The sequence below is a fragment of the Candidatus Accumulibacter similis genome (genome assembly GCA_013347225.1).
GTDB classification, from domain to species: Bacteria; Pseudomonadota; Gammaproteobacteria; order Burkholderiales; family Rhodocyclaceae; genus Accumulibacter; species Accumulibacter similis.
The window spans coordinates 4,109,241-4,129,420 of sequence record CP054595.1; the positions used below are offsets into that span (position 1 = coordinate 4,109,241).

The following is a 20,180-nucleotide window of genomic DNA, read 5'->3' on the forward strand; positions in this document are numbered from 1 at the left end:
GCCGGAGGAGGCAGCCGTCGTGAATGAAGACGCGCGCCGGGAGCACGAGGAATCACAAGCGGCGCCTGGCGACGCCGCGCCGCTCGCCGTCATCTGGCCGCTGCTGGGCCGTCACATCGCCTTCCATCGGCGGCTGGTGGATCTCACGTCCAGCGTCAAGGCGGCGCTCCTGCTGTCGCAGTCGATCTACTGGACGCGCCACGGTCGGGACATCGCCCGGAACGGCGGCTGGTTCCACAAGACGACGGAGCAGTGGGCGATCGAGACCGGACTGTCGCCGAAGGAACAGGCCAGCGCGCGCGAGGTGCTTCGCAATCTCGCGCTCCTGGACGACCAGCGCATCGGTATTCCCGCGCGGCTGCACTTCAGGTTGAGGCTGGACGAGCTCGGCGCGCGGCTCGCCGATCGGATTGCCGGCGATCCGCAAGCGGTCGACTGGAGCGACCGACTCGTGCTCGCGGAACTGCTCGGTCCGTCGGTGGCCTTCCACCGGACGCTCGTCGAGGTCGCGGGTGGCGTGCACGGCGGGCTGATGCTGTCGCGCGCGCTGCACCTCACGCGGCTGCAGGTTCGACGTCGTCTGGACCAGTGGATCGTCAGCTCGGCCGCGCGCTGGTTCGAGGAGCTCGGTCTCACGCGGCGCGAACAGGAAACGGCGCGGCGCGATCTCGTGCGTGCCGGGCTCTGGGAGGAGTGCCTGCGGGGCATTCCGCCGAGCCTGGTGGCACGCATCAGGCTCGACTGCCTGCTGACATTGCTGACCGAAGACGTCTCGCCGGCACGGGCCACCGACCTGCGCGGCGTCGATCCAGAGCGTGACCTTGGCGCAGCCAACGATTCACCGAAGAGCGATTCAAGACTGTGGCATCCCCGCAGCCTTGCCACGCCGAATCCGCCACCACAGTTCGGCCCGACCCGCGAACACGGTTCACCCGAAAGCGCCGCTCTTCTTATGAATCACAGTACAGGTGAATCACTACAACCACAGAACACTAGCTCGCCGACGCCTGCGCCGGCCGCCGTGGATGGTGGTGGGGAGTTGATCTTTCCTGAGCAGATGCTGCCGGACGAGCGCCAGGCAGCACGCGTGCTGCTTCGCCCCTGCGGCGATCACGCCCAGGCTCTGCTCGACGAGCTGGCCGGCCGCCTGCAGATGGGCGGCGTGCGCAGCAGTTCGGTCGCGTACTTGCGCGGGCTCATCGCGCGCGCTGGCGCCGGCAGCTTCGTACCGGAGCTCGGTCTCCGCGTGGCGGCCGCGCGTGCGCAGCGCCAGAAGGAGGCCGCTCTGCGTCGCGAACGCGAAGCCGAGGAACGGCGTCTCGCGGCCGAACGCGCCACGCCCGAGTACCAGGCCAGGGCTCGCGCGCAGCGCGAGAAGGTCAGGCAGATGCTCGGCGAGCTCAAGACGCGCATGAGCACCGGAAGGCAACCATGAGCACACCGCGCGCCCCCGCCCCGTCGATGCCAGAACACGCCAACACGGAGTCCGCCATGACAGCACAAGACGCGCCGTCCTCACTCGGTCCGGTGCCCGACCCCGCGCCAGCCATCTCCGCGCCTGCGGCGCCAGCACGGCCCGCAGGATCGTCGCTGGGCCAGCTCGTCGACGAGACACCCGATGCGATGACCCTGCACACGCAGGACGCGTACCGCATGTTCACCGGCCGCGCCGCCGATCCGGCGAGCAACGCGCCGGCCATTCCAGGCGGCCGGCGCTTCGCGGCGGTGCTCAAGGCGATCTGGTACCTGTCGGCGAACGACAACCCCTACGCCGACTGGATCTTGATCCGTGTCTACCAGTCGCTGTCCGGCATCCGCTCGCAGATGGGTCAGGTCATCGAAGAGCGCGAGGCCGAGTTCGAGCGCCTTCGCCGCCGAGGGCTTGCGCTGTCGGTGCTCGCGTCGCGCAGCCCGGTCACGGTGGAGCTGGGGTTTCGCAGTCCGTATGGCTACGCCACGGCCGAGGCGATCGTCGAGTTCGACTACCACGTGCGCATGGTCAAGACCCTCGTCCTCAAGGACCGCATGAGCGACGAGACGGGCAGGGCCGAGATCCGCGCCATCGGCCGCGGCCTGCGCGCGCTCTTCCTCGAGCCGATCCGCTGGGAGCGCAACCTATTGCGCGAGGAAATGCTCCCGCTGAGCCGGCGCGACTTCCTGCCGGGCGCCGACGAAGCGGCTCGGCAGCGCGTGCGGGCCGCGGTGGCGTTGTTCGGCGAACTTCCGCGCAAAGTGTTTACCGGCGAGGAGGCGCCACGGCACTCGCAGCGGCGCGTCACCCCGACCGCGGCGGAACTGCGGTTGATGCAGCAGGTCTCGCTCGGCGCGGACGCCGGGCCGCCGCCACCATCGGAAGGGCAGCTCCTGTGACGACGGGGATATGCCCGCCGGCACGGCACCCCAGTGCGCAGGAGTGGGCGATGCTTCGCGTGCTTGCGCGCGAGGCACTCGCCGACGCCACGTTACACGGTGCCGCGCAGCTGTCATTCCGCGGCTATCGCGTCGCTGCCACGCGCCTCTGCACCGCCGGGACGGATGGCGCATTCGTCGAGATCACGCTGGCTGGCAATCGCGGCGGCGAGCCGCTCGACAGTGTCCGCATTGCAGTTGCATTCCGATCGGACCCGGGATCAGCATGCCGCATCGATCACTCGCGTGCGCCGGCAATCGCTGCGCGTCACTCCGAGTCTCTCGCTGGCTGTGTCAGCCCGGTTGATGCCCGTTACGCATCGCCCGAAACCGGTCAGATCTCCTGAGAACCGGTGGCCGCAAGGTCCGGAGATTTCGTCAGTGCTTCTACCCAGCCGGGGAGTCCCATCCCCGTACTGGGATGGTCTCCCCATTTTCATGTTTTCCATGTCATAGGAGGCCATCATGTCCGAGTCATCCCAAGCCAGCAGCCAGCCGTCGTACTTCAACCTGCACGTCGAAGGCGTCGGCTATCTCAATCGTGTTCGCACCGTGAAGCCGAAGAAGGGCCAGGAGTTCCTGGCCTGCACCGTGGCTGCCCTCCGCGGCAGCGACAGTGACGTCAGCTACACGAAGTTCGACTGCCGTGTCAGCGGTGCTGACGCTCAGGCGATCGTCAAGCGCCTGGAAAACGATGTCGCGGCCGACAAGTCCGTGATCATCGGCTTCCGGATCGCCGACATCTATCCCGAAATGTTCACCTTCGAGAAGGGCGACAGGAAAGGACAGCCGGGCGTCAGCATCAAGGGTCGACTGCTGCGCATCAAGTTCGCCAAGGTCAACGGCGAACCCATCGATGTGCCGCAACCGGCGCGCGCGGAGGAACACGAGAGCGTTCCGTTCTGACCGCCGGCACCGTCAGTCTCAATCCATCCCCCGGGGAGCTCGCTCCCTGGGGGAGGAGTTCCCCATTCGTCATACGAAGGAGAACTCCATGTGTCGACCGATCGAGTCGATGTCGGACGCGGCCCTGCTCAGCACACTTGTCGGGCCCCGAACGGCAGCGAACCTGTTGAAAGACGCGAGCGGCAGCCTGTCGCGGCTGCTGAACGCAGACGTAGCGCAGCAAGTCCCGTCGTCCTCCGTCGGAGCGAAGCTGATGGCGGCCAGGGAACTGGTCCGTCGTGCCCTTGCCGAGACGATGCGCGAGCGGGACATGCTGGCCTCACCGGCCGCGGTGCGGGACTACTTGCGGATCATGCTGGCCCAGCGCGACCACGAAGTCTTCATGGTGCTGTTTCTCGATGCACAGAACCGGGTCATCGCGCCCGAGGAAATGTTTCGAGGGACGCTCACGCAGACCAGCGTGTACCCGCGTGAAGTGGTCAAGCGGGCGCTGTCGCTGAACGCTGCGGCAGTGATCCTGGCGCACAACCACCCATCAGGCGTCGCCGAGCCCAGCCGGGCCGACGAGTTCCTGACCCAGTCGCTGCGTTCCGCACTGGCCCTGGTCGACATCCGCGTGCTCGACCACATCGTGATCGCAGGCAGCAACGCCACGTCGTTCGCCGAACGCGGCCTGTTGTAGCCCGTGAACCCTGCGCGACGCCCGTCGCGCATCCCATCCGGATCGGGACTTCCCGGTCTGGTTCTTCACCCCAGCGGGGATGTGCATCCCCGCATGGCGGGGGGCCGTTCCTGCAACTTCTCTGGAGTCTCACCATGAAGAGCGGACGTTCTCTCGTCGATCTGGCCCGTGAACTCGAGCGCCAGATCTCCTCCAAGCGCGACCTGGTCGTGCCTTCGTCCTTCCTGCAGTGCCGTACCGATGAGGATGGCAGCCTCAAGCTGATCGTCGACTCCTGCCAGGGAGACGGCGAATACGGCGTCACGGGTCTGGCGCGTCGGCAGCTCGCCGACAAGCTCAAGATCCCGTTCGCCTACTTCGAGCGCATGCGTACCGAGCAGCCGCAACTGCTCGATCGCAACGTCAACACCTGGCTGCAATCGGACGGCGACCGCCGGATGATCCGCACGCTGGACGGGCAGGTGAGGGCGGTGCTGTCGGACCGCTATCGCCGACTGGACAACTTCGATCTTGCGGAGAACGTCCTGCCGATCCTGCAGCGGCTGGAGGGTGCCCGCTTCGAATCGGTCGAACTGACCGAGACGAAGATGTACCTGAAGGTCATCACGCCTCGCGTCGAGTTCGAGGTCGCCCCCGGCGACATCGTGCAGGCCGGCATCGTCATCACCAACTCGGAAGTCGGCTGCGGCACGCTTTCGGTGCAGCCGCTGATCTACCGGCTGGTGTGCAAGAACGGTCTGATCGCATCGGACCATGCGCTGCGAAAGACGCACGTCGGGCGCTCGCTGACCACGGAAGCGGAGTCGGTCAATGTGTTCAGGGACGACACCCTGGCCGCAGACGACCGGGCCTTCTTCCTGAAGGTGCGGGATGTGGTCGAGGCTGCGGTGTCCGAAGCCACGTTCCGCCAGGTCGCACAGAAGCTGCAGAAGACGCGCGACATCCGTCTGACCGGCGACCCGGTGAAGTCCGTCGAGGTGCTGGCCAACCGCTACACGCTCAACGACACCGAGCGGGCCGGCGTGCTGCGGCACCTGATCGTCGAAGGCGATCTCAGTGCCTATGGGCTGGTCAACGCCGTCACGCACTTCTCGCAGGACGTCGAGGACTACGACCGTGCCACCGAGTTTGAGGCGCTGGGCGGCAAGCTCATCGAGCTGGCCCCTGGCGACTGGAAGGAATTGGCCCACGCCGCCTGAGAACCCCCGAAGCACCGCTACCGGCGGTGCTTCGGGACTCCTGCCCCTGATTGAAGTCCTCCCCCCTCGCCCGGCGCAGCCTCACGGTTGCCCGGGCATTTTTTCGTCTGTCAGCAGTGCTGACGGCTGCCCCGGCTGTCGGTCGGTCGAGCGAACGAGAAACTCATCTGCCGAGATAGACCGCCGTGATCTGCTCGCGCTCGTGCCCCAGCTCTTCGCTGATCGTGAGTCGCGCTTCGCGGTCGGCCTCGCGCTGCGAGGGTGTGAGGTCTCTCGACCGCGGCCCGCCGGCCGCCGGCGCCGGCCATCCGGTCAGCTCGCGGTAGCGGGTCTGCGCGTACTGGTGGCGATGGCCGTGGATGCGGTGCGCGCCGGCCGCCGCGCACTGATACTCGAAGCGGCGCATCTGCTCGACGTAGCTTCGCTCGGCCGGGATGAGGCTCCCCCTGCCGGCCAGCGCCTTGGCCTCGTCGAGGACCTGGCGCTGCTCCGCGTTGCGGATCGGGATCTCGCGCGGCCGCCCACCCTTGGTCCAGGTGTCCTTGAGCGCCAGCCGGTCGCCACGGTCGGCCCACTCGGGACGGATCTTGATCGACTCGCCGCGCCGCAGGCCGAAGGCCGTCTGCAGCCGCAGCGACATCGCCGTGTAAGGATCCGTGATCCTGGCGAGATCGCCGCCGGTCAGTTGCCGCGCCTTGCTGACATTGGTGACGTACTGCCGGTTGCCGATGCCGTAGTGGTCGTTCTCGCGGGCGATGACGTTCTGTTTGCCGATCTTCTCGGCCCACCATCGCAGCTCCGCCATCCGGTTCTTGATCGTGCCCACGGCGAGGCCTTCCGCCTGCCATCGCTCCACCAAGCCCTCGACGTGCTTGGGCTTGAGGCTTGCTGCAGCCATGTGTCGATAGCCCAGTTCGTGAAGCTGACTTGCCACCAGGTCCAGCACGCGCTCGCGGTCGCGCTGGGTCGCGAAGCTGCCGTCGCGGTTGCGCCGGCACAGCTGCTTCAGCTCGTAGTTCAGGTTACGCATTCGATTGCTGCTGTCGGTTGCCGTCCTCGTTCCTGTCGGTTGCCCCTGGGGCGAGATGCTTCGTTGTCGCTGGTGTGTGATCGGTCAGGTCAGTGTTTCTGTCCGTCCCGAACGCCTGGGCGTTGCGGGAACCACGAGGGACACGGGACACCACTCCCGTTTCGTGCCGAGTTACTGCTGGCCGCCGCGGCACGCGGCATTGGCGTCGATGGCGCTTCCTGCGGGAAGGTGATCCATCGGGTGAGCCATTGCCCCAAGGCCCTGGGTGCGCCGGTTGGCGCCATGGCTGACATGGCCCGCGGGGAGCGGGCGGGTGCAGACCGCGTTGCACGGTCCGAGGTTTTGACGCGCCAGGGAGCCCGTCACGTGGGGTCATCACTTGCGACAGCCCCGGCAAAACGCTCGTGCGCTGGGGCAGCGTGCGCGTCGTCACTACTGGCTGGCACCGCGTAGTGACGACGCGGTTGGCGCAGGGGGCTGGGGCAGAGTGCGGGCGTGATTGCAGCAGTGGCGTCTCGGCTGATGCCGCTACGGTCCCGCATGCTCGATTGGGGCAGGGCAGACGCTTCGTCTCCGAAGCCTGACGCGTATCTCCAAGCCTTTTGGCCGCCGGGTTTCAGGAGATGAGGCCGGCGTATGCGCCCACGGATGCGGGCAGGGGCGATGCGGTGTCGGGCATCAACCGGGCTGACTCAGCCAGCGTAAGCGGCAACGATCCTGCGCCAACGCCTTCCGGAGCGCAACCGCAGTGGTCGACTGCGGCAGGCATACGTCGTCCAAGCATTCGACAACATCGTCAGCACTGCGGACGGCCGGGACAGCCCTCGGTCCGTGCAGGCGACTTACCCACCGCCGCGCGAGTCTTGCGTGTGAGGCGCCGATCGCGCGGCCGTGGATAAGCCTCTCCCTTCCGAGCGTTGTGGGACGCGGCTAAGGACCGGGTGGCGAAACGCGCCTGACGATCTTGCCAAGGTACAAATCGGCAGGTTTGTCGAACAGCGGATCGCCCGGCACGCGGATGGGACCCACGAGCGACCCGACGGCAAGCCCGCGCAGTGTGCCAGCCGTGAGCCTCGTGACGAAGAGGTCGAGGTCCTGAGCATTCCTCTGGAGCTCGCGAGTAGAAGTTTGGCTCGTCTGAAACTCGTGAATGACGAGTACCGCACGCGGCGCCTCAAGCTGTCGCGCCCATGCAAGACTGCCGGCGACTGCCGTCAATAGCTGGTATCGCAGCAAACGAAGCGGAGGTAACCCTCGCGCGGGAGGATTCAGTAGAGAGGTCGCGAGATCACGCACCCGGTCAACGCCACCGCCGCGGCCACGCTCGAGAATGCGATCGAGCGCATCTGCGAGGGTGTCAGCAACCAGTTGATCGAATGGCTCATCGGCCTTCGCTTCGATGGTCAGGGCGAGTGGCGCACTGCCTGCAACCGCCCGTACTGCCAAGTCCGCATTGCGTACTTCGCCGACGCGCCTATCGAATGCAAGTCGCGCCTCGGGCTCACCATTCTCCAGCACTGCGGACTGCGTATCCGGGTGTGATGAGAGCAATGCCACAAGTTCATCTGGCACTGAAACAGAACCGGACTCGACCCACGCCCGGGCGAACTCCTTCGCACTGCGGCCGTCACGCCATTGGTCGGCACCGCCCTTCGGCGGCGCGTATCGAAACCAATCTTCGACGGACTGAATGAGTTGGCCGTTCTTGGTGATGCGCACGGGCGTTCAGAAGATTACGTTGTCATCGGTCCACGCCACGGAATCTCGCGACGCGAACACCGCCGCGTCGAAGATACAGGGCAGTACACCGCTGCGCTCGCAGAGAGCTTGAATGCCATCCGAGATGAAACGGTAGTAGTTGTCGTCCCCCAGCGCTGTAGCCGTCAGGCGCACTGGGAACCCGAACTCGTTCAGCCAGTCGGTCAGGCGACTGTCGATCGGGATCTCGTAGCGGGTCAGTCCCAAGGACTGCAGCAGGTTGCGGGACTGCTTCGGTCCGAAGCCGAGGAAGTGATCCTGAATGTGCCGCGCCACCTCGATTTCGACATCTCTTGACACCAACTGCGTCAGCCGATTGCACTGGGCGAGCGTGTCGGTCCACAAGCCATCTTCGAGAATCTCCAGGTTCTGGGCGAGCTCGCTCGCGATCTTGTCGGCGAACCGGATTCCTCCCGCTTTCCTGAGGACCTTCGCGATCAGGACGCCGGCATCGCGTGCCTGGTGGACGGTCGGGTACGTAAGGGGAAACGAATTCAAGCGGATGAACCGTGCCACGTGGCTCTCGGGTCCAGACTTCTGCCGGGTGGTTAGCCGCATGGAGACCATGGCCCGCCAGAAGCGCTCCTTGGTGACGGCCGGCTTCGTCTTTGCCAAGTTGTGCTCTTGGCGTGCACGGATCAGTGCATTACCCGCCTGACCGGCGACGAGCTCCTTCACGCGAACAACGTCCTTGTCTTCGATTTGCCATTGCAGCTTCATCTGATTGGATTTCAGTAGGAGAGCGCGATTCTGGGTAGTGAAGCGAATGGGCCAATTCACCGGTGCGGTCTCAAGCCTTCCCGACCGGCGTGCTACGCGATCGCGCCTCCCTCGCGGTGTGCATGACGGGCTCGTTCGTGCTGCAAGCGCTCTCCCGACCTGCGCACTGCTTCGTCGAGATGGTCGAGCAGTTCTCGCATCCGCGCGAAGCGCTCCAGGTCTTCGCCGTCGGAACGCCGCCGAAGTACCTCGCGTGCAGCCGGCTCCTGCGTCAGGCGAGCCAGGGCGACGCCGTGACGTCCCATCTGCTGAAGCGCGTCCGTAGCTTCCCGGGCCCGCTCCTGCAGAGATGCCAACGCCACTTGCGCGTCGCCGGAAAGAGGCTCGCCGAGAGGACCGCCCAGGAGGCGGGCAAGGACGATCGCGGCAACGACGTCGACACTGAGGCCGAGGTCGGCCGTGTGCCGGAAGAGGTCGTCGAACTCGGCTGCAAGGCCGGATTCCGTCAGTAGATCGAGCGCGCCTGCAACGTCGAGCCGGGAAGCATTCGCATCGACAAGTTCGAGCAGTCGGCGATAGGGCTCTGGCAGGTCGAGAGGCAGTGAACGCCGCGGCGTCTCGATTTCGGAGAGGTCGAAGTCCTCCATGGCCGCGAAATCGACGCTGCGCGAATACATCGCACGCGGGGCCGCCAACGCATCCATGCTGAGGGACATCGCCACGCTGCCCACGCCACCCCAGCCCGCCGCCAACGTCTGCGGGACCTTGCGCAGGGCCGGAAGGTCCTGGGCCTTTTCTTCGTCGGTCCTGGGTGCAATGACCAGCCAGTTGGTCCAAGGGCTCACGAGCCGGTAACGGAGCGCCGTTTCCAAGCCCACGCCATCATCCAGTTCCTTCAAGCGGGCGGCAGCCGCCACGCGAGCCACCGTAGACAAGCCGTCCGGGGTAGGTGTTGTCGCTGGAAACGCCAACTCCTGTCGGACAGTCTCGCCCTTGTCCGTCTCGACTTCTAGGATCGCGGCGCCTTGCGCCGGCGCGCGATCGAAGCGTGCACAGGCGACGACCGTGTCACCCTCGAAGACCGCGCCGATCCGGGCCGGAGTGATGTTCGCGGCGCCATCGGGCCAGCGAACTGCCACCCGCTTCGCCCGCGGCGCGCGCATACGTTCGAAGTGACGGACGACGCGGTCCGCCATGCCCTCGCGGGGCGAGACGAGCTCGCACACGCCACCGGTGACTGCCGCGAGTTCGCGAACGAAAGCCTCCGAGACTGCACTGCCGACGCCCACCGTGAAGATCCGGTGGCCCGACTTCTTCGCATCGTCGACGACGGTCTCCCAATCGGAGACTTCGCCGTCCGTCATCAGAAAGACGTCGGCCGATTCCGAGCGGCCGGCCACCGCATAGGCCTCGCGCAGAGCGTTGCCGATCTCGGTGCCGCCCATGTTCGCGTCGAGCGCCTTGGCAAACCGCTTGGCCTTGGCGAGGTTGGTCTTGTTGCATGGAAGCGGCCGATCGGACAACACGTTGGTCGAGTTGCCGAACGCGATCAGCGCGATTCGATCGTGCGGCTGCAGCCCATCGAGGATGCCTTCGAGCGCCTGCTTCGCCTGCTCCATCGAGTCTCCCTGCATGGAGCCGGAGCAATCGATGACGATGGCGAGGTTCAACGGCCGCGGCTGCTGCAGTCCTGGAAAGAACGGCTGGAAGCTCGCGACGGCAGCCAGCCCGACGCCGTCCTGGCCGCAGAGGACGAAGCTGCGCGTCGCCTGCGGAGCCTTCACGTTCAAGACGAAGTCGCGGTCCATGACCGCATTGGGCTGGCTCAGCGAGAGCACGACGCCCTCCGGCGACTTCACGAGCTCGATGGCGTGCGATGGGCAGACGAATTGGGCGTCGCGCAGCGCACCGCGTACCTCGACGCGCAGCGAGAACTGGTTCTCGACCGTGAGTGACGGTTTCGGCGCCTGGTGGGGCAGGTGGGGCGATTCGCCGAAGCGCGGCGCGATCGTGGTCGGCAGGAAGAACCGCAGCCGATCGCCTGCCCATCGATAGAGGATGGCGTAGCGGAAGGTGATCTTCGCCGTCTCCTGCGGGAGCAGATTGCCGACGTTCATCGTGAAGAGGCCCGGCTCGATCGCTTCCAGCATCACGGCCGCATCCCCGGCTTCGACCGCGTCCTCGTACTTCCCCTCCGCCGCCTTCTTCTCGACGACGACGCCTTTCAGCAGGCGCCCGCCGATTTCGACCTCAAGCTCGAGAAGCACCGCATCGAGGGGCAGAGGGAACGTGTAGACCGCCTCGATGTTCACGCGCTCGTCGTTGCGGTAGGTCTGCGAGACCGCGACCTCCGCAAGCAGATCCTGCAGGACTGCAGAGACCGAGACGTCGCACAGGGCGACGCGTTCGCCCCCCAGGCCGGTCAGGGCCGATGCCAGCTTGTTCATTCCTTTTCCTCGCTTTCATGAATCTGCGCGTACGCCTGCGTCACCGCGCGAAAGAAGGCCCGCACCTGCTCCGGTGTCAGGCCGGCGCGGCCGGGCTCCAGGGTGAGCTCGACGCCGTCGGCGACGACCAGGTGGCTCCAGACCTCGACCGTCCCGGCGCGCCGTGGCGTCGGGGGCAGGGGGCCGGTGGCCTGCTGCTTGAGCAACTCGCCGATCCGTTCCAGAGACAACCCCGCCAGCTGCCACTTCCGCACCAGGAGAAGCTGCTCGACGTGGCGCTGCGTGTAGTAGGCGCCCTTGCCGACGCCCTGCGGGCGATCGATCAGTCCGGACTGGATGTAGTACCGGACCGTGCGGCGTGGCAACTCGGCCAGCGCGGCGATCTCGTCGAGGGTGAAGGTCTTCTGGTCTTGCATGACAGTGATACAATACAGTGAAACTGGCATAAAAACAAGATTTGACTTGCTGAGATGCGGCTCGCCGATGGTGTTCGGGGTTGGGACAGGCGATCATGTGCCAGGTCAAGCGCGAAACTATGCAGGCGACTAGTACTATCATTGACAGCACACGATCACAAATGTAAGATGCGTGGCGTACAGAATTGAACGCAACGGCTGTTTAGTTTGTTAGGGACATCGCTGGATGGAAGCGACCGAGATCAGAAGGCTGCGAGAGAGGCTTGGGCTGACCCAGGCGGCCATGGCCGCGCAGCTCGGGGTCAACTTCGTGACCCTTTCCCGCTGGGAACTGGGGCGCAGCCGTCCGTCTGCGCTTGCGGTGGGCCGGTTGCGCGCACTGGAGGGCGCGGAGTCTCCGTCGGCGTCCGCGCCGTCCCCCTCGGCTGCCGTGGACGCGGCAGAACTAGAAGCCCAGAAGCTGGACTTCCTCGGCGACCCGAATCAAGTGCGGACGCTCGTCGAGGGCGAGCGGCTCAGCTACGGCCATCTGTTCAACCCGGCCTTCGCAACCGAGATCAGCCAAGTGGATCCGCTGCCACACCAGCGGATCGCCGTGTACGAGCGGATGCTGCCTCAGCCGCGTCTGCGGTTCGGCCTGTTCGACGATGCCGGCGCCGGCAAGACGATCATGACGGGGCTCTACATCCGCGAGAGCCTGTCACGACGCACGCTGCGCCGCGTCCTGGTCGTCGTTCCGGCCGGGCTGGTGGGCAACTGGTACCGCGAGATGCGGACATTGTTCCAACTGTCTTTCCGTATCGTCACCGGCAGCGACGCGCGGAAAGGCAACCCCTTCACGGGCGCGGACAGCGACCTCGTGATCGTCAGCGTCGACAGCCTCCGGGGTCAGGCCTTGTTCGGATGTCTGAGCGACCCGTCCGTGACCCCGTATGAGCTTGTCGTGTTCGACGAGGCGCACAAGCTCAGCGCCAACCGCGATCCCGACGGCACCTTCAGGCCAACCGACCGCTATCGGCTTGCCGAGGCGCTGGCTGGGGTGCGCGATATCCCAGACGAGTGGCGCCTCGGGTGGAGCGCTCATCACCTCCTGCTTCTGACCGCGACGCCTCACATGGGCAAGCCGTTCCCGTACTACTGCCTGTGGAGACTGCTCGAGCCGGAGATCTTCTCGACCGAGACGGCGTTCGGTTCGTTTCCAGCAGATGACCGCAAGAAGTACTTCGCCCGGCGGGTCAAGGAAGAAATGGTGAATCTGCGCGGCGCACCGCTGTACCCGCTGCGCGTGTGCGACACGCACAGTTACGAGCTGAGCCAGGGGCCGCTGAGTGAGCAGGAGCTGTACGACAAGACCACGGCCTACATCCGTCACTTCTACAACCAGGCTCGGCTGCTCAACCGCTCCGCGGCGCGCTTCGCGATGACCATCTTCCAGCGCCGCCTTGCCAGCAGCACCTGGGCGCTGTTGCGCTCGCTGCGGAACCGCCTGGAGAAACTCGAAACGCTCATTGACGACATCCAGTCCGGTCGCATTCCGGAGGAGCAGTTGCGGGAGCAGCAGCGGCGGCTCGATCGCCAGGTCCGCGACACGCTGGACGAGAAAACCGCCGACGAGGAGGGCGCCGAGGGCGGCATCGAAGAGCACGAGAAGGACGAGGCACAGGCACTTGCCGCGTTCGTCGCCACCAATCTGGCCGAGCTGGTCGCCGAGCGTGAGAAGGTCAGGGAACTTGTTGGTCTCGCGGAGGCTGTCTACGCGCGCGGCCTCGAAAGCAAGTTCGAGAAGTTGCGCGAGCTTCTGCGCAGCCCGGAGTTCGAGCAGGAGAAGGTGATCATCTATACCGAGCACCGCGACACGCTGGACTTCCTGATGCGACGGCTCGAAGCGATGGGGTACGCCGGGCAGGTGGCATACATCCACGGTGGTCTGGATTTCGAGGCACGCGACGCACAGGTGGAGCTGTTTCGCCGCCCGCACGGTGCCAAGGCCGGACCTGACGGATCAGGCGCCCGTTTCTTCGTCGGCACCGATGCCGCGGCCGAGGGCATCAACCTTCAGTTCTGCTGGGTGCTCGTCAACTACGACGTGCCATGGAACCCGGCGCGTCTTGAGCAACGCATGGGCCGGATCCACCGTTACGGCCAGAAGAAGGATCGGGTCGCGATCCTCAACCTCGTTGCTGGCAAGACCCGTGAAGGTCGTGTCGTGCAGACCCTGCTCAACAAGATGGAGGAGATCCGCAAGGAACTGGGATCCGACAAGGTGTTCGACGTCATCGGGCGCATCTTCGAGGGCCTTTCCCTCAACGACTACATCCAGCGTGCGATCGTTTCCGAGGACGCGGCCGATCGCGAAGCGCTCGATCTGGCCGGGCACTTGACGGTGGAGCAGATCCGGGCGATCGCGGCGCGCGAGGAAGCGATATTCGGCCGTGGCGGCGAGGTGGCGAAGGACCTGCCCAAGCTGCAGGAGGCGATGCACATCGAGGAGATGCGCCGCCTGCTGCCCGGTTACGTCCGCCGCTACCTGGAGCACGCCGCGCCGACCATCGACGTCGATCTCGTTGGCGACCTCGACAGCACCTTCTTCCTTCGTGCTCGGAGGAAGGGCGCGCTCGACAGCGTCATTCCACTGCTGGAGACCTACCCCGAGCCTGCCCGCGCGCGACTTACCGTGTATCGCCCCGCCGACAGCCGCGATGCGGTGTTTCTGCATCCGGGTGAACCGGTCTTCGAGCGCATGTCCGCCCTTGCGGTGGAACGCTGCGGCCTGGCTGGCCGGCGCGGCGCCGTCTTTGTCGATGTCTCCGCTTCGGCGCCATATCTGCTTCACGTCATGCGCGTGAGCGTCGTGCGGCGAGTGGACGAGGCGTTTCCGGCCCTGCACCAGGAAGAGGTGCTTGAGCAGTGCCTGGTTGCCGTCAAGCAGTTCGCGGACAACCGCATCGAGGAGACCTCCGTTGAGCAGATGCTGCTCCTGCGACCGGCCGCCAAGGTGGACGCGGCCAGCGTCGGCTTCGTTGCCCAAGGCAACACCTACCGGCTCGCCGCTGAGGAGTTCGTCTCGGGCACCTTGCTCCATCGAATGAGCGATGTGCGTCGCCTGCAAGCGATGGACCGGCTGCGCTACACGGAGGAGTACCTGCGGCGCGCCTACGACTACCAGGAATCCGAGCTGGCGTCGGCACGCAAGCGCTTCACCGAACGTGCCCGGGAAGGCGATAAGCGTGCCCTGGCCGAGCTCGAACGCATTAAGCAGCAGCAGCGCGGGCTGTACGAGCGCCGCGATGTCGCGATTGCGCAGGCCCGGCGCGAGGCCGAGCTGATCCAGCCAGGCCAGGTCGAACTGATTGCCACCGCCCTCGTGCAGCCGTCGACCAACCCGGAGGACGTCAAGGCCCGCGACTTCGAGGTCGAGCGCATCGCCATGGAGATCTCCATGGCATTCGAGGCGGCAGCAGGCGCCGACGCGCGCGATGTATCCACCCCCGAGAAGGCTCGGCTTGCGGGATTGACCGACTACCCAGGATTCGACGTCTTCTCCAGGCGCTCCGACCACGAGCGAGCCATCGAGGTGAAAGGACGCGTCGAAACCGGCGATGTCGAGCTGACAGAGAACGAATGGGCGAAAGCGATCAATCTCCGCGGCAGGTATTGGTTGTACGTCGTCATGAACTGCGGTTCGTCGTCCCCGAGGTTGTTCCGTGTGCAGGACCCCTTCGGTCGGCTCCTTGCACGCGCCAAAGGTTCGGTTGTTCTATCCGCGGCGGCGATCCGAGAAGTGGCGGAGGTGGTGGCGTGACGGCGAAACGAGTGGCCAACGGCTGCGCACGAGTCGCTTGTCGCAGCGCTGGTGCTTTGCGGTGTGCTTGTGCCAGGTTGGGGTGACGGATGGAGATCGAGATTTTTGACGTCGAGCACGGGGCGTGCGCCCTGGTCACCACGGACAACGGCAAGCGATTGCTGTTCGACTGCGGTCACAACTCCAGCACTGACTGGCGGCCGTCGAGTTCGTTGCCTGCCCGTGGGATCACGCGAGTCGACAGCCTCGTCGTGTCCAACTATGACGAGGACCATGTAAGCGACCTGCCGGACCTTCTGCGCAACGTGCACGTGCCGGTGCTCGTCCGCAATCCCTCGGTCCGTCCAGCCGATCTGTACGCGCTGAAGGCGGAGAACGGGGTCGGCCGCGGCATCGGCACGCTCGCCTACATGGCCGGCAACCATTACACGGCGCCGGTCGTCGGCCCGCAGGACTACGGTGCACTGCAGATCGCGCACTTCTGGAACACCTACCCCGCGCTCGACGACGAAAACAACCTCAGCCTGGTAACGATCCTCCGCTACCACAACCTGGGTGTCATCTTTCCGGGGGACCTCGAGCGTGCCGGTTGGTATCGACTGCTGGCGCGCGTCGATTTCCGTGCTGCGCTCCGCGGCGTCAACGTGTTCGTCGCGTCACACCACGGTCGGGAGGGTGGCTACTGCCCGGAGGTGTTCGAATACTGCACGCCAGAGATCGTGATCTTCTCCGACAAGGGCGTCGCACATGAAACCCAGAAGACCGCCGCCTTGTACCGACAGCATGCCGCAGGGGTCCGTTTCTTCGACAGTGAGACGCGCTACGTCCTGACGACGCGAAACAACGGCGCCATTCGCCTCTCGCAGCACGGCCCCGGGATGGGGTTCGTCTGGATCAGCCGCAGGTAAGCGCATGCGCCAGTTCGACTTCTACGAGTTCACCGGCATCCTCGTACCAGGAGCGGCCGCCCTGGCTGGCGTGCTGATGTTGGTACCGGGTCTCATGCCGGTGTCTGCGGTGAAGGATTTCAGCATCGGTGGCTTCGGCCTGCTGGTGGTGCTTGCCTATGTCGCGGGCCACCTGGTCCAGGCGGTCGGCAACCTCGCGGAATGGCTCTGGTGGAAGGCTTGGGGGGGCATGCCTACCGACTGGGTGCGCAAGAACCCCACGTGCCTCTTGGCCGAGTCGCAGGCAGCCGTGCTGCCCAAGGCCATCGCCGAGCAACTGAAGCTTCCAGACGTTGACCTGCGAGCAACGAGCCGCGAGCAGTGGTATTCGATCACCCGCCAGATAAGCGCCGCCGTCGACGCGGCCGGCCGTGGGTCACGTATCCAGACCCTCAATGGCAACTACGGCCTGAATCGGGGCCTAGTCGCCGCCCTTGCCGTGGTGCTTGTCATGGCATTGATCGCGACGCCCGCCGACTGGGCTGTAGTGGGCGGCTTGGGCGTGGCAATCGGCCTTGCGCTCGCACGCATGCACCGCTTCGGAAAGCACCAGGCGCGCGAGCTGTTCGTGCAGTTCCTTCAGCTGCCGACCAGAGAACAACCATCGGAGAAGAAAGTATGAGTGGTCCGAACGGCAAGCGGCTGATCGAAGTCGCCTTCCCGCTGAAGCAGGCGTCGATCGATTCCGTCCACGAGAAGAACGTTCGGCACGGGCACATCTCTACGCTGCACATCTGGCCCGCGCGGCGGCCGCTGGCGGCGTCCCGCGCAGCACTGATCGCGACTCTTCTTCCCGACCCGGGGGACAAGGAGAAACGCGACGAGATGCTCAGGCGGCTCGGCGGCACGGTCGTCCAGTCGGTCAAGCGAAAGAAGCTGCCCTCCGGCAAGGTCGAAGACGTGGTCTCCGAGGAAACGCAGGGCGGCATCCTGCACTGGGGGCGCGAGTCCGGACCGGACTTGGACTGGTTCCGCGCGGAGATCCGCAAGGCTTACGGTGGGCGTGCGCCGAAGGTGCTGGATCCATTCGCCGGTGGCGGCGCGATCCCGCTGGAGGCGATGCGCCTGGGCTGCGACGTGACGGCGGTCGACATCAACCCCGTGGCGTGGTTCATCCTGAAGTGCACGCTGGAGTACCCCCAAAAGCTCGCCGGGCAGAAGCGGCGCTTGCCCGACTTCGCGCTTGCTGACCGCGAGTTCATGGAGGCCTACCTGAAGGCCCTGGGGCTCAAGCCTGCGGCCATCCGGACGCAGCTCGACCTGCTGGCCAGGCACGCATCCAAGGAGACCCAGGGAGAGATGTTCGAGCATTTGCAGCTCGATCCCTCGCTCTTGGAGGCCGATCTCGCCTGGCATGTTCGGGCCTGGGGACGGTGGGTGCTGCGGGAGGCGCGTCGTGAACTCGCACGGTTCTATCCAACGTACGCCGAGTTCTGCTCGCTTGACCCCTACCGGCGCGTGCCGCTCGCTCGCGAAGCCGAAGAGCAGCTCAAGTTGGTGCCGACCAATGAGGCAGGGGAGCCACAGATCGACCTGCTGAATGCCGGCTTCGACAAGAAGACGTACCTCGACAATGACAAGAACCCGCGCTGGGTGGCCAAGCCGACAGTCGCCTACCTGTGGGCCCGTACCGTCAAGTGCAAAGCCTGCCGTGCCACGGTGCCGTTATTGAAGACCCGCTGGCTCGCTAAGAAGGACAACAAGCGGGTCGTGCTGACGATGGAACCGAACGCCGAACGCACGGGCGTGGTGTTCGGTATCGATCCTGAAGCGAAAGTCCAGGGCGGCAATGCCGCCCAGCGGCGCGAGCATGACAAGCGACTTGGTTCCGGGACCATGACTCGATCGGGTGCCACCTGTCCGTGTTGTTCCGCGATCATGACCATGGAGGACATACAGCTGGAGGGTCGTGCAGGCCGCCTATCCGAGGTGTTGACCGCGGTCGTGGTCGATTCGCCAGGCGGGAAGGAGTTCCGAACTCCAACCCAAGACGAATTGACCGCAAGCCAGCCGCCTGGAGACGCCTTAACCGATGCGTTTGAGCAGATCCCTTACGGCGCTCCAAACGAACCAATTTCGCCAGATCGCCCCTCGCCGAACACGCGCGGGGCGTCTGGCCTGACTCGCTACGGCTTCGACAACTGGGGGGCCATCTTCTCGTCTCGGCAGCTGCTAGCGCTTTCAACCGTGCTCCGAAAGACTCGCAACGACGCCTGGAATGCAATACGCCAAGCAAACTCACTGGGTGGCTGGCACGAGGCCCTCATCGCGTACCTATTCGCATCCTTTGACAAGTTACTGACGAACTCAACCACCATTTGTTCCTGGAACTGCAACACCACCAGTATCCGACATACGTTCGGAAGATTTGCGCTCCCGATGGTGTGGGACTTTACAGAGATAAACCCGCTATCTGCTCTCGCCGGGGGCTATGAGAATTCGATGGATTGGGTCGCGGAGGCTGTTGCCTTTGCTCTTGAAGCCGGACGGACCTCGCACGATGCACAGTGCCTTCGAACGTCTGCCACAGATCTGCGCGCTGCCAGCGTAGATGTCATCCTGACGGACCCCCCTTACTACGATGCGATCCCGTATTCGGATCTCATGGACTTCTATCACGTCTGGCTGAGGCGTGCAGTGAAGGACGTGCTTGCTGAGCATTCGACAGCGTTTCATGACTCACTTGGGCCGAAGTGGGATAAGACGTCGTCCTCTGGTGAGCTTGTCGACCAGCCGTCGCGATTCGGTTTTGACGGTGCGCAGTCGCGGCGTGCATATGAGACGGGCATGGCGGCCGTGTTCACGCGTTGCCACGACGCACTGACGCAAGACGGACGGCTTGTTGTTGTGTTTGCAAACAAGCAGCCAAATGCATGGGAAACATTGGTTGCTGCGCTGATACGTGCCGGCTTTGTCGTTGACGGGTCGTGGCCGATTCAAACGGAGCGTGCCAGTCGCAGCAACGCACTGTCGGCCGCGGCATTGGCCTCTTCGGTCTGGTTGGTCTGTCGCAAGCGAGAGCTCTCTGCCAGAGCAGGATGGGATAGCGCCGTCATCAAGGAGATGGAGGCACGGATCTCGGCGCGCCTTCGCGATTTTTGGGATTCAGGGATTCGTGGTCCAGACTTTGTTTGGGCGGCTACTGGCCCGGCGCTTGAGGCGTATAGCCAGTATCCCGCAGTCAAGAAGGCGTCCGAACCCGGTGCGCTGATGACGGTGACGGAGTTCTTGCGCCACGTGCGCCGCATCGTCGTCGACTTCGTGGTTGGCCGCGTGCTGACGCGGGGCGACGCGGTTGCGACCGACAGCGCTGGCCTCGACGACGTGACCACGTACTACCTCCTGCACCGCAACGACTTCGGTCTGAAGGACGCGCCCGCAGGCGCCTGCATTCTGTACTCGGTCTCCTGCAACCTCTCGGAGGGTCAGTTGGCCGATCAGTACGAGATCCTCAGCCGTGGCAAGGGCGCGGCCGCAGAAGAGGAAGACGAGGATGCGGAGGCTGAGGAGGGCGCGGAGGAGGTCGAGACCACCGGGGGGGGCGGCACGTTCCGGCTACGTGCATGGTCGCATCGCAAACATCGGATGCTGGGGCTGGACACCGAAGGTGGTCGCGCGGCGCCGCTGATCGACCAGGTGCACAAGCTGATGCACCTGTGGAAGGGCGGCGACGTCAACAAGGTCAACGAATACCTCGACTCGCGTGGACTGCGCCGGAGCCCCATCTTTGCGCAGCTGCTGCAGGCCTTGATCGAACTTGCACCGCATGGAGACGAGGAGCGGTCGATCCTTGAAAGCCTTTCGAATCACGTCCGCAGTCTGGGCGCTGCAGCCCAAGGTGCGTTGCCCGTTTGAGAGCGCAGC

At 65.2% G+C, this 20,180-nt stretch carries 15 protein-coding genes; 10 read left to right on the forward strand and 5 right to left on the reverse strand.

Features of this window, described 5'->3' with window-relative positions; genetic code table 11:
- Nucleotides 1-19: 19 nt before the first annotated feature.
- The 6 genes from HT579_18115 to HT579_18140 all read left to right on the forward strand — a co-directional run bounded on the left by HT579_18115 (nt 20) and on the right by HT579_18140 (nt 5,196).
- Nucleotides 20-1,435 (forward strand): hypothetical protein, encoded by a 1,416-nt coding sequence (locus HT579_18115; protein QKS30663.1) that lies wholly within the window; start codon nt 20-22, stop codon nt 1,433-1,435.
- Nucleotides 1,432-2,370 (forward strand): TIGR03761 family integrating conjugative element protein, encoded by a 939-nt coding sequence (locus HT579_18120; GenBank protein ID QKS30664.1) that lies wholly within the window; start codon nt 1,432-1,434, stop codon nt 2,368-2,370. The genes HT579_18115 and HT579_18120 overlap by 4 nt, the downstream gene beginning before the upstream one ends.
- Before the next feature lie 50 nt (nt 2,371-2,420).
- Nucleotides 2,421-2,756: a hypothetical protein gene (locus HT579_18125; GenBank protein ID QKS30665.1), complete on the forward strand. Its 336-nt coding sequence runs from the start codon at nt 2,421-2,423 to the stop codon at nt 2,754-2,756.
- A gap of 118 nt (nt 2,757-2,874) precedes the next feature.
- Entirely contained in the window at nt 2,875-3,315 is a 441-nt protein-coding gene (locus HT579_18130; protein ID QKS30666.1) for a DUF3577 domain-containing protein, read from the forward strand.
- Nucleotides 3,316-3,403: 88 nt separating this feature from the next.
- Nucleotides 3,404-3,997 carry a DNA repair protein RadC gene (gene radC / locus HT579_18135; GenBank protein QKS30667.1) on the forward strand — a complete coding sequence of 198 codons (594 nt, stop codon included), beginning with the start codon at nt 3,404-3,406 and terminating at the stop codon, nt 3,995-3,997.
- Nucleotides 3,998-4,131: 134 nt separating this feature from the next.
- Nucleotides 4,132-5,196 (forward strand): DUF932 domain-containing protein, encoded by a 1,065-nt coding sequence (locus HT579_18140; protein QKS30668.1) that lies wholly within the window; start codon nt 4,132-4,134, stop codon nt 5,194-5,196.
- A 163-nt stretch (nt 5,197-5,359) separates the two neighbouring features.
- Here the strand turns inward: HT579_18140 and HT579_18145 are convergent, their stop codons facing one another.
- From HT579_18145 to HT579_18165, 5 genes are all read right to left on the reverse strand, one after another.
- Entirely contained in the window at nt 5,360-6,226 is an 867-nt protein-coding gene (locus HT579_18145) for an integrase domain-containing protein (protein QKS30669.1), read from the reverse strand.
- A 930-nt stretch (nt 6,227-7,156) separates the two neighbouring features.
- Complete coding sequence (locus HT579_18150; protein ID QKS30670.1) at nt 7,157-7,945, reverse strand: hypothetical protein; 789 nt, start codon at nt 7,943-7,945, stop codon at nt 7,157-7,159.
- A 6-nt stretch (nt 7,946-7,951) separates the two neighbouring features.
- The gene (locus HT579_18155) at nt 7,952-8,704 is read right to left on the reverse strand and encodes a hypothetical protein (GenBank protein QKS30671.1); all 753 of its coding nucleotides are present in this window, start codon (nt 8,702-8,704) and stop codon (nt 7,952-7,954) included.
- A gap of 92 nt (nt 8,705-8,796) precedes the next feature.
- The gene (locus tag HT579_18160) at nt 8,797-11,151 is read right to left on the reverse strand and encodes a VWA domain-containing protein (GenBank protein ID QKS30672.1); all 2,355 of its coding nucleotides are present in this window, start codon (nt 11,149-11,151) and stop codon (nt 8,797-8,799) included.
- The gene (locus HT579_18165; GenBank protein ID QKS30673.1) at nt 11,148-11,567 is read right to left on the reverse strand and encodes a MerR family transcriptional regulator; all 420 of its coding nucleotides are present in this window, start codon (nt 11,565-11,567) and stop codon (nt 11,148-11,150) included. The genes HT579_18160 and HT579_18165 overlap by 4 nt, the downstream gene beginning before the upstream one ends.
- A gap of 226 nt (nt 11,568-11,793) precedes the next feature.
- Here HT579_18165 and HT579_18170 point away from each other — a divergent pair, with 226 nt between their 5' ends.
- The 4 genes from HT579_18170 (at nt 11,794) to HT579_18185 (ending at nt 20,171) form a co-directional block, all read left to right on the forward strand.
- On the forward strand, nt 11,794-15,369 hold the full coding sequence (locus HT579_18170; GenBank protein QKS30674.1) for a DUF3883 domain-containing protein: 3,576 nt from the start codon (nt 11,794-11,796) through the stop codon (nt 15,367-15,369).
- Nucleotides 15,370-15,458: 89 nt separating this feature from the next.
- Entirely contained in the window at nt 15,459-16,277 is an 819-nt protein-coding gene (locus tag HT579_18175; protein QKS30675.1) for an MBL fold metallo-hydrolase, read from the forward strand.
- Nucleotides 16,278-16,281: 4 nt separating this feature from the next.
- Nucleotides 16,282-16,938 carry a hypothetical protein gene (locus tag HT579_18180; protein ID QKS30676.1) on the forward strand — a complete coding sequence of 219 codons (657 nt, stop codon included), beginning with the start codon at nt 16,282-16,284 and terminating at the stop codon, nt 16,936-16,938.
- Nucleotides 16,935-20,171 (forward strand): DUF1156 domain-containing protein, encoded by a 3,237-nt coding sequence (locus tag HT579_18185; protein QKS30677.1) that lies wholly within the window; start codon nt 16,935-16,937, stop codon nt 20,169-20,171. Before HT579_18180 ends, HT579_18185 begins: the two co-directional genes overlap by 4 nt.
- Nucleotides 20,172-20,180: the final 9 nt, after the last annotated feature.

Excerpts from the sequence above, each read along its gene's own strand:
- HT579_18120 (QKS30664.1), top strand. The coding sequence starts at position 1,432 with ATGAGCACACCGCGCGCCCCCGCCCCGTCGATGCCAGAACACGCCAAC.
- HT579_18125 (QKS30665.1), top strand. The coding sequence starts at position 2,421 with ATGCTTCGCGTGCTTGCGCGCGAGGCACTCGCCGACGCCACGTTACAC.
- HT579_18130 (QKS30666.1), top strand. The coding sequence starts at position 2,875 with ATGTCCGAGTCATCCCAAGCCAGCAGCCAGCCGTCGTACTTCAACCTG.
- radC (QKS30667.1), top strand. The coding sequence starts at position 3,404 with ATGTGTCGACCGATCGAGTCGATGTCGGACGCGGCCCTGCTCAGCACA.
- HT579_18140 (QKS30668.1), top strand. The coding sequence starts at position 4,132 with ATGAAGAGCGGACGTTCTCTCGTCGATCTGGCCCGTGAACTCGAGCGC.
- HT579_18145 (QKS30669.1), bottom strand. The coding sequence starts at position 6,226 with ATGCGTAACCTGAACTACGAGCTGAAGCAGCTGTGCCGGCGCAACCGC.
- HT579_18155 (QKS30671.1), bottom strand. The coding sequence starts at position 8,704 with ATGAAGCTGCAATGGCAAATCGAAGACAAGGACGTTGTTCGCGTGAAG.
- HT579_18160 (QKS30672.1), bottom strand. The coding sequence starts at position 11,151 with ATGAACAAGCTGGCATCGGCCCTGACCGGCCTGGGGGGCGAACGCGTC.
- HT579_18165 (QKS30673.1), bottom strand. The coding sequence starts at position 11,567 with ATGCAAGACCAGAAGACCTTCACCCTCGACGAGATCGCCGCGCTGGCC.
- HT579_18170 (QKS30674.1), top strand. The coding sequence starts at position 11,794 with ATGGAAGCGACCGAGATCAGAAGGCTGCGAGAGAGGCTTGGGCTGACC.
- HT579_18175 (QKS30675.1), top strand. The coding sequence starts at position 15,459 with ATGGAGATCGAGATTTTTGACGTCGAGCACGGGGCGTGCGCCCTGGTC.
- HT579_18180 (QKS30676.1), top strand. The coding sequence starts at position 16,282 with ATGCGCCAGTTCGACTTCTACGAGTTCACCGGCATCCTCGTACCAGGA.
- HT579_18185 (QKS30677.1), top strand. The coding sequence starts at position 16,935 with ATGAGTGGTCCGAACGGCAAGCGGCTGATCGAAGTCGCCTTCCCGCTG.